10 protein-coding genes are annotated in these 14,493 nt (G+C 69.6%); 6 read left to right on the forward strand and 4 right to left on the reverse strand.

Going from position 1 to position 14,493, the window contains the following annotated elements:
- Window positions 1-718: 718 nt before the first annotated feature.
- Window positions 719-1,828 (reverse strand): branched-chain amino acid ABC transporter substrate-binding protein, encoded by a 1,110-nt coding sequence (locus AC27L4_RS06025; RefSeq protein ID WP_487141145.1) that lies wholly within the window; start codon window positions 1,826-1,828, stop codon window positions 719-721.
- A 288-nt stretch (window positions 1,829-2,116) separates the two neighbouring features.
- Here AC27L4_RS06025 and AC27L4_RS06030 point away from each other — a divergent pair, with 288 nt between their 5' ends.
- Window positions 2,117-2,398: a type II toxin-antitoxin system ParD family antitoxin gene (locus AC27L4_RS06030; RefSeq protein ID WP_487141146.1), complete on the forward strand. Its 282-nt coding sequence runs from the start codon at window positions 2,117-2,119 to the stop codon at window positions 2,396-2,398.
- Window positions 2,399-2,450: 52 nt separating this feature from the next.
- Here the strand turns inward: AC27L4_RS06030 and AC27L4_RS06035 are convergent, their stop codons facing one another.
- The 3 genes from AC27L4_RS06035 to AC27L4_RS06045 all read right to left on the reverse strand — a co-directional run bounded on the left by AC27L4_RS06035 (window position 2,451) and on the right by AC27L4_RS06045 (window position 6,806).
- Window positions 2,451-3,839, reverse strand: a complete 1,389-nt coding sequence (locus AC27L4_RS06035) for an aminotransferase (RefSeq protein WP_487141147.1) — start codon at window positions 3,837-3,839, stop codon at window positions 2,451-2,453.
- A 12-nt stretch (window positions 3,840-3,851) separates the two neighbouring features.
- Window positions 3,852-5,348: an NAD-dependent succinate-semialdehyde dehydrogenase gene (locus AC27L4_RS06040; RefSeq protein ID WP_487141148.1), complete on the reverse strand. Its 1,497-nt coding sequence runs from the start codon at window positions 5,346-5,348 to the stop codon at window positions 3,852-3,854.
- A 309-nt stretch (window positions 5,349-5,657) separates the two neighbouring features.
- Complete coding sequence (locus AC27L4_RS06045; RefSeq protein ID WP_487141149.1) at window positions 5,658-6,806, reverse strand: MFS transporter; 1,149 nt, start codon at window positions 6,804-6,806, stop codon at window positions 5,658-5,660.
- Window positions 6,807-7,462: 656 nt separating this feature from the next.
- Here AC27L4_RS06045 and AC27L4_RS06050 point away from each other — a divergent pair.
- From AC27L4_RS06050 to AC27L4_RS06070, 5 genes are all read left to right on the forward strand, one after another.
- Window positions 7,463-8,440 carry an ABC transporter permease gene (locus tag AC27L4_RS06050; protein WP_487141150.1) on the forward strand — a complete coding sequence of 326 codons (978 nt, stop codon included), beginning with the start codon at window positions 7,463-7,465 and terminating at the stop codon, window positions 8,438-8,440.
- Window positions 8,441-8,492: 52 nt separating this feature from the next.
- A complete protein-coding gene (locus AC27L4_RS06055) occupies window positions 8,493-9,518 on the forward strand; it encodes a sugar ABC transporter substrate-binding protein (RefSeq protein WP_487141151.1) in 1,026 nt (341 codons plus the stop codon).
- A 263-nt stretch (window positions 9,519-9,781) separates the two neighbouring features.
- Window positions 9,782-11,905 (forward strand): ABC transporter permease, encoded by a 2,124-nt coding sequence (locus tag AC27L4_RS06060; protein ID WP_487141152.1) that lies wholly within the window; start codon window positions 9,782-9,784, stop codon window positions 11,903-11,905.
- Complete coding sequence (locus AC27L4_RS06065; protein ID WP_487141153.1) at window positions 11,902-12,939, forward strand: hypothetical protein; 1,038 nt, start codon at window positions 11,902-11,904, stop codon at window positions 12,937-12,939. The genes AC27L4_RS06060 and AC27L4_RS06065 overlap by 4 nt, the downstream gene beginning before the upstream one ends.
- Window positions 12,939-14,465, forward strand: coding sequence for a sugar ABC transporter ATP-binding protein (locus AC27L4_RS06070; protein WP_487141154.1), 1,527 nt, complete (start codon window positions 12,939-12,941; stop codon window positions 14,463-14,465). The genes AC27L4_RS06065 and AC27L4_RS06070 overlap by 1 nt, the downstream gene beginning before the upstream one ends.
- Window positions 14,466-14,493 lie beyond the last annotated feature (28 nt).

Consider the following 14,493-nt stretch of genomic DNA (forward strand, 5'->3'; position numbering starts at 1 on the left):
GGCCGAGCTCGTGTTAAGCAGCCTTCGTTCAGCGTTATCCCGTCTTTGCGGATTCGCGGGATTTTGAGGAGCGCAGCCGTGTGGAATCAAAGGGTTAGTTCGTCTTCACCGATTGGGGCATTTTGGGAGGAGCCACTCCCGAAAAATCAATGAGTTAGGCGAAAAAGTCTTCACCACAAGCGGATCCTGCTCGGTGCGACCAACAGTTCCGCAGCTATTGCATTGCGCTCCTCGCTCTTCTTTCGCTCTCAGACCGCGAGGCGGATAACAAAGCATTCTCCATGAGAATGCCATTTGGGGGAATCCCAAAGGTCTTCACTACAACGGTTTTCAGGTTTTGGGGGCCAAGCAGGGCAAACAAATTCAATCGGTTAGCCGATCGAGAGGGCAGCGAAATCGGGTTACTCACAGCTGGATCTGCGAAGACGGGCTAATTGAGTTCATTCCGACCGATCTCTTAAACGTCAGGCGGCATGACATGGCGTGAAGATCACGCTGTCGCGGCCAATGCCCGCTTACGGGTGCCGCCGGCGCAAGCTGTGACCGAGATGGAGCGCATTGCAGATTTCGCAACGCGGACAGTGACGATTGCCGATGGGCCAACTGCAGACAATAGCGTCTCACGGCCAGAATCACCAAATTTGTGCTTTGGAAACGCCCCTCCCAAAGCCCCCAGCGCGGCGGACGCTCCCGCATCCCCCGCGCCAGCTTCATCCCCTCACTCCGCCGCGACGATCTTCCCATCGTGCCACTTGTACACGGCGAAGCTCGGCGAGGAGAGGTCGCCGTTCTTGTCGTAGGTCAGCGTGCCGATCGCGGTCTTGGCCGCGAGGCCGTCATGCAGCGCCTTTTCGACGGCGGCCGGGTCGGCCTTGCCGGCCTTCTCGATACCGGCCTTCAGCACCTCGACGGCGGCGTAGGCGTTGAGCGTGAAGGCCTCGGGCGGGATGCCCTTTTCCTTCAGCGCGGCGACGGCCGGGGCCGAGTCGGGGTTCTTCAGCGCGTCGGTGACGTTGGTGAAGAGCGTGCCCTCCGCCGTCTCGCCGCCGATCACCGAGAACTCGGTGTTGGACAGGCCCTCGCCGCCGATGATCGTCGCCTTGACGCCGGCGTCGCGCAGCTGGCGGGCCAGGAGGCCGCCCTCGGGGTGGTAGCCGCCGAAATAGATCAGGTCGACGTTGGCCGCCTTGAGGCGGGTGATGATCGCCGACATGTCCTTCTCGCCGGGGGTCAGCGTCAGGTAGACCGCCTCGGTCACGCCGCCCTCGTTGATGCCCTTCTTGAAGGCGTCGGCCAGGCCCTGGCCGTAGGTGCCCTTGTCATGGATGACGGCGATGGTCTTGCCCTTCAGGGTCTTCAGGACATAGTCGGCGGCGACCTTGGCCTGCTGGTCGTCGCGGCCGCAGGTGCGGAAGACGTTGGTCAGGCCGCGCGTGGTGAGGGCGGGCGAGGTCGCGGTCGGCGTCACCATCAGGATGCCGTTCTCGGAGAGCGCGTCGGACACCGCCATGGAGACGCCCGAGGTCACCGGCCCGACGACGAAGCGCACCGCCTCGCCGCTCATCAGGTTGGCGACGGAGACGCCCTGCTTCGGGTCGTTCGCATCGTCGCCGAGCTTGAGCACCAGCTTCTCGCCGAGGACGCCGCCGCCCTTGTTGATGGTGTCGACGGCCGCCTGGGCGCCGTTCTTGACCTGGTCGCCATAGGCGGCGACCGGGCCGGTCAGCGGCGCGATCAGGCCGATGACGATGTCGGCGCGCGCGGCCTGGGCCGAAACCAGCAGCATGGCCGCAACCGCGGCGCCGGTGAGGAGTTGGAACGTCTTCATGGGGCTCTCCCTGTATCCTTGCGAACCGCGTGCGATCCTCGAACGGAATCGCCTGCCCTCGATATAGACGAGGAACGGCGGCCGCGACACTGGATCCCGCTCCGAGGCGGGCGGGACGCGGGGCGGGATGAGATGGAGATGGGCGGGAGCCGTTCCGCTTCGATTTGCGGCACGGCGATGTACCGGCATGGAGGGACTGCGACTCCCCCCGACACTCGCGGCCAGAGGCCGCGATCTTGTCTTTGGTGGTAAACCTGCCTACCGTGAGCACATAAGGAGAACCTGCCCATGGCGAATGTCGAGAAAGTCAGCGTCGCCCTCACGCCGGAAATGGCGGCCATGGTGCGCGAGGCGGTCGAAGCCGGCGAATACGCATCGGCCAGCGAGGTCATGCGCGAGGCATTGCGCGACTGGAAATTCCGCCGCTCGCAGCGCCAACTGGCCACGGACGAGTTGCGCCGCCTGTGGGACGAAGGCATGGCCAGCGGCCCGGCGATCGACGGCGAAGACGCATTCGCCAGGATCAAGGCCAAGCTCGATGCCAAAATCATCGAGCGCGGCCAACGATGAGCTTCCGTCTTCGGCCGGAAGCTGAGGCCGATATCGAGGCCATCGTGCTCTCCTACAGCGTCGCCCCCACCGCCTCGACCGCCTGCTTTGTCGCGTCGACGACGATGTCGGCCTCCTCGCGCGTCAGGCAGAGCGGCGGGGCGAAGCCGAGGATGTCGCCCTGGGGCATGGCGCGGGCGATGACGCCGCGCTCGAGCAGGGCGGCGGAGATGCGGATGCCGACCTTCTCCGAGGCGTCGAAGAACACCCGGTCGTCGCGGTCGCGCACGAACTCCACCGCGGCCAGCAGGCCTTCGCCGCGCACCTCGCCGACATGGCGATGGCCGCCGACCGCGTCGGCCAGGGCCTGGCGGAAATAGGCGCCGACCTCGCGGGCGTTGTCGACCAGCTTCATCTCGTCGACCAGTTCCAGGTTGGCGACGCCGGCGGCGGCGCAGAGCGGGTGCGAGGAATAGGTCCAGCCATGGCCGATGGCGCCGAACGTGTCCGAGCCCTGCTCCAGGATGCGCCAGACCTTCTCCGAGACGATGACGCCGGAGAGCGGCGCATAGGCCGAGGTCAGGCCCTTGGCGATGGTGATCAGGTCCGGCTTCATGCCGTAATGGTCCGAGCCGAACATCGAGCCGAGGCGGCCGAAGCCGGTGACGACCTCGTCGGCGATCAGCATGACGTCGTACTTGGCGAGCACGGCCTGGATGGCCTGCCAGTAGCCGGCCGGCGGCGGCACGATACCGCCGGTGCCCAGCACCGGCTCGCCGACGAAGGCGGCGATGGTGTCCGGGCCCTCGGCCAGGATCATCTCCTCGAGCTTCTCGGCGCAGAACTGCGAGAACGCCTCCTCGCTGAGGGAGCGGTCCGCCCGCCGGTAGTAATAGGGCGCCTCGGTGTGCAGCACCGGGGCCCGCGGCAGGTCGAACAGGTTGTGGAAGGCGGCCAGGCCCGTCAGGCTGCCGGTCATCAGGCCTGAGCCGTGATAGCCGCGCCAGCGCGAGATGATCTTCTTCTTCTCCGGCCGTCCCAGCACGTTGTTGACGTACCAGACCAGCTTGATGTTGGTCTCGTTGGCGTCCGAACCGGACAGGCCGAAGAACACCCGGCTCATGCCGGCCGGCGCCCGGTCGATGATCATCTTGGCCAGCCGGATCGAGGGCTCGGAGCCGTGGCCGACATAGGCGTGGTAATAGGGCAGCGCCGCCGCCTGCTCGGCGATGGCGTCGGCGATCGCCTTGCGGCCATAGCCGACATTGACGCAGTAGAGCCCGGCGAAGGCGTCGAGGCTGCGCTTGCCGGCGCGGTCGACGATGTAGACCCCCTCCCCGCCGGTGACGATGCGGTTCGGCGTCTCGCCGCGCGCATGCTGGCCCATATGGGTGGAGGGGTGGAAGAAGTGGTCGCGGTCCCAGGCGGTGAGTTCGTTGTCGGGCACGGCGCGGTCGAGCATGGCGGGTTCCTTCTAGGCGAGATCGAGGCAGGTGTATTTCAGGTCGGTGAAGGCTTCGAGGCCGTGGCGCGAGCCCTCGCGGCCGAGGCCGGACTGCTTGACGCCGCCGAACGGCACCGGCGCGCCGGTGATCTTCACCCGGTTGACCGCCACCATGCCGTAGTCGAGGGCGCGGCCAAGGCGCAGGGCCCGGCCGGCATCGGGGGTGACGACATAGGCGACGAGGCCGTATTCGGTGGCGTTGGCGCGGGCGATGGCCTCGGCCTCGGTGTCGAACGGCGTCACCGCCGCCACCGGCCCGAAGGTCTCCTCGCGCATGATCGCCGCCTCGTCCGGCACGTCGACCAGCAGGGTCGGCGGGTAGAACAGCGAGCCGTCGGCCTCGCCGCCGACCAGGCGCCGCGCGCCGCGGGCCAGGGCATCCTGCACATGGGCCGCGGCCTTGGCCACGGCGCGCTCGTGCATCAGCGGGCCGATGTCGACGTCCGCCTCCAGGCCGGCGCCGAGCTTCAGCGCCGCCACGCGCCGGGCGAAGGCGGCGCAGAAGGCGGGATAGAGGCCGCGCTGCACATAGATGCGGTTGGCGGCCAGGCAGTCCTGGCCGGAGGTGGCGAACTTGGCGTCGAGGGCGATGCCGGCCGCCTTCTCCACGTCGGCGTCGTCGAACACGATCAGCGGGGCGTGGCCGCCCAGCTCCATCACCAGGCGCTTGACCGTCGGCGCGCATTGCGCCGCGATCAGCCGGCCGATCTCGGTCGAGCCGGTGAAGGAGACGACGCGCACCCTGGCATCGGCGCAGAACACGCCGGCAATGGCGGCGGCCTCGCCGGTGACGATGTTGAGGACGCCGGCGGGCAGGCCGGCCCGCTCGGCGAGCTCGGCCAGGGCCAGGGCCGAGAGCGGCGTGTAGCTGGAGGGGTGGGCGACCACGGTGCAGCCGGCGGCGAGCGCCGCGGCGGCCTTGCGCGTCAGCATGGCCGAGGGGAAGTTCCAGGGCGTGAACAGCGCCGCCACGCCGAGCGGCTCGCGCCGCACCAGCATCTCGGCGCCGGGCAGGTGGCTGGTGACGCTCTCGGCGTTGAGGCGCCGGCCCTCCTCCGCGTACCATTCGACGAAGGAGGCGGCATAGTCGATCTCGCCGCGCGCCTCGGCCAGCGGCTTGCCCTGCTCGGCCGTCATGATCAAAGCGAGATCCTCGCGCGCCGCCCGGATCAGCTCGAACCAGCGGCGCAGCAGGGCGGCGCGCTCCTGAGGCAGCAGCGCCTTCCAGGCCGGCAGCGCCCGCGACGCCGCGGCGACCGCGGCTTCCGCCGCCGCGGCGGGCAGGCTGGCGACGGCCGCGACCGGCGCCCGCGTGGCGGGATCGCGCACCGCGAAGGTCGCGCCGGAGGGCGCCGCGGTCCAGCGGCCGTCGATATAGGCGCGCTCGCGCAGCAGGCCGGGGTCGGCGAGGCGGCCGGGTACCGCATCGCCGCCGGCGGCGCGGGCATGGCCCGTTCTGGCGTTCATGGACGTCTCCCCTCTCGGCCGCCCGGCGGCGCGATGGCCTCGGCGCGCAAGGCGGCACGGGCCGGATATTAATCCGGCCGGCGGCGAGTCATTCCCGGCGGGAAGGCCGGTTGCTGGATGGTCCTTCCCGGGAGACGCGGGATTTCCGAGCTTTTTTCGGACGGGGATCGCCGCTCCGGGGGGCGACGGCAAGAATCGGCGTGCGGAGGCCGCAGGCGCGGCCGATGCTGCGCCTCCCTTCGGCGCCATCGCGAGGCAGGCCCATGCAGCTCTCGTCCCGGCACGCGCTGGTCCTGGCGCCCGCGCCCCTCAGACCTGGAGCCGACGGGCGCTGCCGGCGACGCCGAGCAGCAGCGCGGCGATGATGAGGAAGGCCGCCGGCAGGCCCGCGGCATGGGCGACGAAGCCGATGGCGGCGGGGCCGGCGAGGATGCCGGCATAGCCCAGCGTCGTCACCGCCGGCACGGCGACGTGCTCGGGCATGGCCGTCTGGCGGCCGATCGCCGTGTAGAGCACCGGCACGATGTTGGAGCAGCCGGCGCCGACCAGGGCATAGCCGGCGAGGCCGGCGATCCAGGACGGCACGAGCGTGGCGAGCAGCATCCCCGCGGCGGCCAGCAGCCCGCCGAGGACGACGACCCGCTGCGGCCCGACCCGGTGCACGATGCGGTCTCCCGTCAGGCGCCCGGCGGTCATGGTGGCGGCAAAGGCGGCGTAGCCCAGGCCCGCATGCGCGGGGTCGATGCCGCGCAGCGCCGTGAGGAAGACGGCGCTCCAGTCGAGCACCGCGCCCTCGGCCAGGAAGACGATGAAGCAGAGCCCGCCGATGAACAGCACCGGGCCGCGCGGCAGGGCGAAGGCCGGGCCGCCGCCCTCGCCGCCATGGGGCAGCAGGCCGGGCACGGCGACGAGGACCGCGGCGGCCGTCAGGCCGCCGACGACGAGAGCGGCGCCGAGCGGCGAGGCCCCGAGCATCAACAGCAGGCTGACGCCGCCGGCCCCGGCGATGCCGCCGACGCTGAACAGCCCGTGGAAGCCCGACATCATCCGCCGCCCGCCGGCGCGCTCGACGATGACGGCCTGGATGTTGATCGTGCAGTCGACCGAGCCGACCCCAGCCCCGAACACGAACAGCGCCGCGCCGAGGCCGGCCAGGCCGGAGAGGGTGGCGAGCAGCGGCAGCGTCGCGACGATCAGCAGCGAGGCGGCGACGATCGTCCGCCGACAGCCGAAGCGGGCCGCGAGCGCGCCCGAAAGCGGCATGGCCAGGATCGACCCGGCCCCGAGGCCGAGCAGCAGCAGGCCGAGCGCCCCGTCGTCGAGCCCGGTCCGCGCCTTGGCGAAGGGCACCAGCGGCGCCCACGCCGCCATGGCGAAGCCGGCGACGAAGAAGGCGACGCGCGTCGCCGTCTGCTCGGCCCGCTGCCGGGCGTCGGTGGTGAGGGTGGCGGTGGTCATGAACGCTTCCGGCAGAGGCAGGGCCCGGCCGCGATAGGGGCGGGGCGCGGTTCATGCAAGCCCGGATCGGTCGGGGAGCAGGGAGAGAAGGCCGGCCCCGGTGACGGCGGAGGCGGTTGCGCATCGCCTGACGGGCGACAAAGTCCGCGCACGGTCCCGAAAAGGGCGCGCCCAAGCCCTATCCCCGCAAGTCGGATGTTTCCGACTTGCTCTCCTGCATGCCAATTTCGGGAACACCCGAGATTGGTGGGGCGGGGAGGGCGGCGCCGCGCCCGACGCCCGCGAGGTCGTCCTGTTCGGGCCGGGGTTGCAGCGCGGCTTCGCGCGCTATCGCGGCGCGGAGGAGCTCGAGGCCTGAGCCCGGCTGCCCGGGCGCGTCGCAGCCCGGCCACGACGGGCACACGCCGGATTTCGGCGAGACGCCGCGCCGGACCGGCTGGTCAAACCGGGCCAAGTCTGATCCTTATGGACGCGTGGCAGGGGGGCTCCACCGCCGGACGGTCGATGGGGGTCGACGTCCTGCGCCGGCTGCGCCTGTCCCTGTGCCCCGGAGCAATGCAGACAAGTTATATCTGCAATGTCTACATTGAATTTCCCCCGTCCGGCCCGGGATGCCAGAACCCGCAGGACGGCAGGCACATGAGGCGGCGGACGGCATGCGCAGATTCGGCTGGAACGGCCTGACCCAGGAACGCATCGTGCTCCTGCTCGCCGTGCTCCTGTTCGCGGCGGCCGCGCTCGCCCTTCCCGGCTTCCTCGCGCCCGACAACCTGATCGCCATCGTGCGCTCGGTGTCGGTCCTCGGCATCCTGGCGTTCGGCATGGCCATCGTCGTCATCGGCCGCGGCATCGACCTGTCCATGGTCGCGGTCATGGCGATGTCGGTGGCCTGGTACCTGCAGATGCTCGACGGCGGCCTCGGCGACGGCCCGGCCTTCGCCCTCGCCCTCGCCGGCGTCGTCGCCATCGGCCTGCTCAACGGCGTGCTGGTGGCCTATGCCGACGTACCGGCGATCTTCGTCACCCTGGCCAGCGGCTCCTTCGTCTTCGGCACCGTGCGCTCGCAGCTGCTGACGCAGGACGCCGTGCCGGTGCCCGGCGGCCATTGGATCGAGCTGTTCGGCGGCATGCGCTATTTCGACGTTCCGGCGGAGGTGTTCGTCTTCGCCGGCCTCGCCGTGCTGGTCTTCCTGTTCCTGCGCTATACGAAATGGGGCCGCTACGTCTATTACGCCGGCGACAACCCGCTGGCGGCGCGCAATGCCGGCATGCCCGTGCGCCCGATGCTGGTGCTGCGCTACGTGCTCTCCGCCCTCATCGCCTTCGTGGCGGGACTGCTGACCGCGGCCAGCCTGCATTCGATCAACACGCGCGTCGTCAACTCGACGCTGCTCTACGACATCGTCCTGGTGGCGGTCATCGGCGGCATCGGCCTGTCGGGCGGCCGCGGCGGGGTCCGCAACGTCCTGGTCGGCGCGGCGCTGATCGGCATCCTGCTCAACGCCATGACGATCATCGACATTCCGACCCTGTACCAGAACCTGATCAAGTCGAGCATCCTGCTGGCGGCCATCGTCATCGACGGCATCCTCAATCCGCGCGACGAGCAGACGGCGCAGCAGGGCGACATCTGAACGGCATGCGACAACGAAGACGCCGGAAGGCGGAAGCAAGGGAAGGACTGCGATGAACCTCTTCAAGACGATCCTGACGGCGGCGGCGTTCGCGGCGGCGGCCGTGCTGGCACACCCCGCCGCCGCGGCGGAGGACCCGGGGCCGGCGGCCTATGCGCAGGCCCTCAAGGGCAAGCGCGTCCTGCTCGTGCCCATGACCATGGGCTTCGACCTGGCCCAGGGCTGGGCCGCCTACATCAAGCGCGAGGTCGAAGGCTTCGGCGGCGTCTTCGAGACGCGCGACCCGAACTGGAGCGTCGAGGCCGGCGCGCAGGCCATCACCGAAGCCATCGCCTCGGACACCAGGCCGGATGTGCTGATCGTCCAGTCACCGGATCTGAACTCCTATTCCAAGCTGTTCAAGAAGGCCCAGGCCGCCGGCATCTACGTCATCCTCATCGACAATCCCGCCAACTTCCAGGCCGACGCCTTCATCGGCTCCGACTGGGATCGCCTCGGCCAGCTCGAGGCCGAAGCCGTCGTCAAGGGCTGCGGCGAAAACTCGTCGAAGAAGATCGCCCTGATCCAGGGCGACCAGGTCAACGCCTCCAGCCTCTACCAATATGCCGGCATCATGAAGGTGCTGGCCAAGCACCCCGATTTCCAGGTGGTCGCCAAGCCGGATTCCAACTGGGACGCCACGACGGCGCGCAACGTCGCGACCACGGTGCTGCAGCAGCATCCCGACATCTGCGGCATCGTCGACTTCTGGGACGGCGACGCGGTCGGCACGGCCGCGGCGATCCGCGAGGCCAAGCTGCAGGACAAGATCCACCTGGTGACGACCGGCGGCGGCGAGAAGAGCGCCGACTGCGACAAGCTCGAGGACGGCACCTACGGCGCGGTGGTCATGACCGACCTCGCCCGCCAGTCGGGCGACATCAACGCCGTCATCAAGTTCCTGCTGCAGAGCGGCCAGCCGGCCGGCACGTCGAAGACCTACATCTATACGCTGGAGAAGGCGACGACCAAGGCCGACCTGACGCCGGCGAGCTGCTGGGACGTCAAGGCCCTGCAGGCCCAGAGCGCCGCCAAGTAAGGTCACCGAGCCATCCCGGACGCCGCCGGCCAGGGCGTCGTCCGGGGACGAGCGCTCCGGTTGTCGATTGGGTGCGACCTGTCACCAGGGTGGTGCCTAGAGCAAAGCGCGTTTTGATGGAAACGCTCGTTGCTCTGACTTCTTGTTTCGACGCGTCTTTGCGACTTGACGCGAGTCCGTCAAATCGCAAAACGCTCTGGCTTATTCGCAGACGAGCCCCGAGGCCCGTCCGCCCCCTTCCCCGTTCCTGCGACAAGTCCCCCATGTCCCTTCGCGAGCGCTATCAGGAATGGCGCCACACCGTCATTCCCGATCATCTCATCGGCGAGATCCTGACCAAGCGCTGGACGGACAACGCCATCCCCTTTGCCGCGCTCGTCGCCACGATCGCCGTGTTCGGCTCGCTGATTCCCGGCTTCTTCAAGATCTCCTCGCTGCAGGAATCGACGCGCCAGCTCGGCGAGTTCTCGCTGGTGGTCACCGGGCTCACCGTGGTCATGCTCGGCGGGGGCATCGACCTGTCGGTCGGCTCGATCTTCGCGCTCTCGGCCTTTTCCGCGGTCAGCCTGTTCTTCATCTTCGAGCAGCCGGTGTGGATGGCGCTGGTCGCGGCGCTGGTGACCGGCGCGCTGTTCGGCGCGGTCAACGGCTACCTCGTCGGCTTCCTGCGCCTGCGCGCCTTCCTGACCACGCTCGTCACCTTCATCATCGGCCGTTCGGTCTACGATATCCTGGTGGTGAACTTCGCCGCCCTGGTGCAGACCTCCTCGGCCTCCTCGGACGTGTGGGACTTCATCGGCGACGGCACGATCCTCGGCTTTTCCTCCTCCGTCGTCGCCGCCCTCGCGGCGGCGCTCCTCACCCATGTCGCGCTCACCCGCTCGCGGCCGGGCTGGCACGTCCAGGCCGTCGGCGGCTCGCGCCGCTCGGCCCACAATGCCGGCATCCGCGTGCGCCGCACCGTGTTCCTCACCTATGTGTTCTCCGGCCTGTGCTCGGGCCTGGCCGGCTTCCTCGTCGCCTGCCGCCTGAGCGGCGTCGGCCCGGGCACCGGCCTCAACCTGGAGATCCTGGCGCTGACCGCGGCGGTCGTCGGCGGCAACAGCCTTGGCGGCGGCCGCGGCTCGGTGGTCAAGGGCCTGATGGGCGCGGTGATCGTCCTGGTGATGACCAACGGCCTGATCCGCATGGGCTACGGCACCGGCACGACGCAGATGGTGCTCGGCCTGATGCTGGCGATCGCCGTCACCATCGACATCCGCTGGCTGAAGAACCGGCACAAGGTGCTGAACGAGGTCTATGTCGCGCCGGTCTACCTGAAAATGGGAGAGCCCCAGTCGGCCGAGCCGGGATCGGGGACGCCCTATGCGCTGGACGACCGCCTTTCCGGGGCCGCCGCCATCGGCCTCGGCGAGCTGGAAGGCCCCGAGGACATCATCCTCGACCGGGACGACCACCTCTATTGCGGCACCCGCCACGGCGAGATCGTCCGGTTCCTGGCGCCCGACTATGTCAGGTCGGAAGTGTTCGCCCATGTCGGCGGCTTCCCGCTCGGCCTCGCCTTCGACCGTGACGGCACCCTGATCTCCTGCGTCGGCGCCATGGGGCTCTACGCCGTCGCGCCCGACCGGACGGTGACCAAGCTCTCGGCCGAGACGGCGCGCTCCTGGACCTCGGTGGTCGACGATGCGCGCCTGCGCGACCCCAACGACTGCGACATCGCGCCGGACGGCCGCATCTATTTCACCGATTCGACCAAGCGCTACGACGCCCATGACTGGGCGCTGGACTCCATCGAGAACCGGCCGACCGGCCGCCTGCTGGTCTACGATCCGAAGGACGGCTCCACGAGGACGCTGCTCGACGGCTACCGCTACACCAACGGCGTGTGCATCGCCCATGACGGCAAGTCGCTGTTCTTCGCCGAGAGCTGGGCCTGCCGCGTGCACCGCTACTGGCTGGAGGGGCCGAAGGCCGGCACCGCCGAATGCGTCATCAGGGACATGCCGGGCTACCCCGACAACATCAACCGCGCCTCGGACGGCAGCTACTGGATGGCGTGGCTGGGCATGCGCACGCCGAGCTTCGACCTGTCGCTGCGCCATCCCGACATGCGCAAGCGCATGACGCGCCGCCTGCCGCAGGACGACTGGCTGTTCCCGAACATCAACACCGGCGGCGTCATCAAGTTCGACGAGCGCGGCCGCATCCTCGACACCCTCGGCGACCTCGCCGGCGTCTCGCATCCGATGGTGACGTCGATGCGCGAGCACAAGGGATACCTGTTCGTCGGCGGCATCCTCAACAACCGCATCGGCCGCTACCGCATCCCCGGCGCGGACGCGAGCTGGACCGGCCCGTCCTCCTATTGGGGAGCGGCGCGATGATCCTCGACCTGTTCCGCGGCAAGGCCGTCACCATTCCGCCGCTGGACGGCGCCTTCCGGCCCAACACGCGCCTGGACGACGCGCCCTCGGCGACGCCGCTTGCCGAGGCCGACAACCTCGCCGCCGGCCCGGACGGCCTCGTCGCCGCCAGCGGCAACACGCTCCATCGCATCGCGGCCGGCGCCGCGCCCGTGCCCCTGAAGAGTTTCGACGCCCCGATCAGCGCCGTCGCCGTCTCGCCCGCGGGCGAGCTGGCGGTGGCGCTGGAGACCGGCAAGCTCCATGTCGGCGGCCGCGAGGAGGCGGCGCGGCCCGGCATCGGCTGCATCACGGCCCTCGCCTATGCCGCCGACGGCACGCTCTGGCTCGCCAACGGCTCGGCCGAGCATGCGCCGTCGCAATGGTCGGCGGACCTGATGCGGCGCGGCGCCTCCGGCTCGGTGTGGAAGCGGCCGGCGGGCGCCGCCGCCTTCGAGCGCGTCGCCTCCGGGCTCGCCTTCCCCTACGGGCTGCTGCCTGTCGACGGCGGTGCCCTGGTCGCCGAGAGCTGGCGCCACCGGCTGGTCACCGCCGGCGGCGGCAGGCTTGCCGTGGTGCTCGACCAGTTGCCGGGCTATCCGGCGCGGCTGGCGCCGGCCCCCGGCGGCGGCGCTTGGCTCTGCCTGTTCGCGCCGCGCAACCGGCTGATCGAGTTCGTCCTGCAGGAGGAGCGCTACCGCCTCGACATGCTGGCCGAGGTGCCGCCGCGCTTCTGGATCGCGCCGGCGCTCGCCTCCGGCGTGAGCTTCCTGGAGCCGCTGCAGTGCGGCGCCATCCGGACCATGGGCGTGCACAAGCCGTGGTCGCCCAGCCGCTCCTACGGGCTGGTGGTGCGGCTGGACGCTCGAATGCAGCCGCTGTTCAGCCTGCACAGCCGGGCCGACGGCGTCCGCCACGGCGTGTGCAGCGCCGTCGAGGCGGACGGGCGGCTCTGGGTCGCCTCGCGCGGCGGCGACTGCATTCTCGACATCGCTTCTGCCGGAGAGGCCCGCTGATGCAAGGCTCCGATGCCAAGGCCCCCGGCTCCGACGTCGTCGTGCGGATGGAGGGCGTCACCAAGACCTATCGCGGCGTGCCCGCCGTCAGCGACGTCGACTTCGAGCTCCGGCGCGGCGAGATCCACGCTCTGCTCGGCGAGAACGGCGCCGGCAAGTCCACCCTCACCAAGATGATCGCCGGCGTGGTCGAGCCGAGCGCCGGCCGTATCGTCCACAAGGGCCGGGACATCCGCTTTTCCTCGCCGAGCCAGGCGCTGGACGCCGGCATCGCCATGGTGTTCCAGGAAACCAGCCTGGTGCCCTCGATGACGGTGGCGCAGAACCTCTATCTCGGCTCGGAGAAGGTCCTGAACCGGCTGCGCGGCATCACCATCTCGGCCCAGCAGTTCCTGCAGTCGCTGAACTTCCCCGTCGACCCGACCGCCATGGTCGAGACGCTGGGCGCGGCCAAGCGGCAGATGGTGGAGATCGCCCGCGCCGTCCACCACAACGCCGAGGTCATCATCTTCGACGAGCCGACCGCGACGCTGACGCCGGAGGAAAAGCGGCATTTCTTCGCGCTGGTCCGCCGCCTGAAGGCGAGCGGCGTCGCCATCGTCTTCATCAGCCACGCGCTGGAGGAGGCCCTGGCGATCTCGGACCGCATCACCGTGCTCCGGGACGGCCGGCTGGTGGCGAGCGGGCAGGCCGCGACCTTCGACCGAGGCTCGATCATCACCGCCATGGTCGGGCGCACCCTGTCGGGCGAGCTGTACCAGAAGCGCGACGAAAGGACCCTGCGCCGGCCCGGCGCCAGGGTCCTGTCCGTGCAGGACGTCTCGATGAGCAGGATCGTGCGCAACAACGCCTTCTCGATCTTCGAGGGCCAGATCACCGGCGTGTTCGGCCTGATCGGCTCCGGGCGCACGGAAACCTTCAAGATCGTCTCCGGCATCTTCAAGCGCGACTTCCTGCGCGGCGGCACCATCACCTTCGACGGCCGGCCGGTGCGCTACCGCGTGCCGCGCCAGGCGGTGAAGGACGGCATCGTCTACGTCACCGAGGACCGCAAGAGCGAAGGCTTCTTCGAGACCATGTCGGTGGCCGAGAACCTGTTCGGCGGCCTCCTGGCCGGGGACAGGGAGACCTCGCCGATCGTCAGCATGAGGGAGATGCAGGCGCTCTCGACCGAATGGACCGGGCGCCTCGCCATCCGCGCCATCGACGCCAATGCGCGGGTGGTCGAACTCTCCGGCGGCAACCAGCAGAAGGTGGTGATCGGCAAGGGGCTGGTGCAGCAGCCGCGCCTCGTCATCTTCGACGAGCCGACGCGGGGCGTCGACGTCGGCGCCATCGCCGAGATCCACCAGTTGATCCGCAAGCTCGCCGACGACGGGCTGGCGGTCGTGGTGATTTCCTCCTATTTGCCGGAGATCATGAACCTCTCCGACCGCATCCTCGTCTGCCGGCAGGGCCGCGTCGTCGAGGAGTTCTCACCCGCCGAGGCGACGGAGGAGAGGATCATGTACGCCGCCGTGCACTGAGGCGCGGCGCGCCGAGATATGAAGCCCC

It is taken from the genome of Labrys sp. Lb11 (genome assembly GCF_057554225.1).

Bases quoted from the DNA above. Each gene is read 5' to 3' on its own strand.
- AC27L4_RS06025 (WP_487141145.1), bottom strand. From the start codon at position 1,828: ATGAAGACGTTCCAACTCCTCACCGGCGCCGCGGTTGCGGCCATGCTG.
- AC27L4_RS06030 (WP_487141146.1), top strand. From the start codon at position 2,117: ATGGCGAATGTCGAGAAAGTCAGCGTCGCCCTCACGCCGGAAATGGCG.
- AC27L4_RS06035 (WP_487141147.1), bottom strand. From the start codon at position 3,839: ATGCTCGACCGCGCCGTGCCCGACAACGAACTCACCGCCTGGGACCGC.
- AC27L4_RS06040 (WP_487141148.1), bottom strand. From the start codon at position 5,348: ATGAACGCCAGAACGGGCCATGCCCGCGCCGCCGGCGGCGATGCGGTA.
- AC27L4_RS06045 (WP_487141149.1), bottom strand. From the start codon at position 6,806: ATGACCACCGCCACCCTCACCACCGACGCCCGGCAGCGGGCCGAGCAG.
- AC27L4_RS06050 (WP_487141150.1), top strand. From the start codon at position 7,463: ATGCGCAGATTCGGCTGGAACGGCCTGACCCAGGAACGCATCGTGCTC.
- AC27L4_RS06055 (WP_487141151.1), top strand. From the start codon at position 8,493: ATGAACCTCTTCAAGACGATCCTGACGGCGGCGGCGTTCGCGGCGGCG.
- AC27L4_RS06060 (WP_487141152.1), top strand. From the start codon at position 9,782: ATGTCCCTTCGCGAGCGCTATCAGGAATGGCGCCACACCGTCATTCCC.
- AC27L4_RS06065 (WP_487141153.1), top strand. From the start codon at position 11,902: ATGATCCTCGACCTGTTCCGCGGCAAGGCCGTCACCATTCCGCCGCTG.
- AC27L4_RS06070 (WP_487141154.1), top strand. From the start codon at position 12,939: ATGCAAGGCTCCGATGCCAAGGCCCCCGGCTCCGACGTCGTCGTGCGG.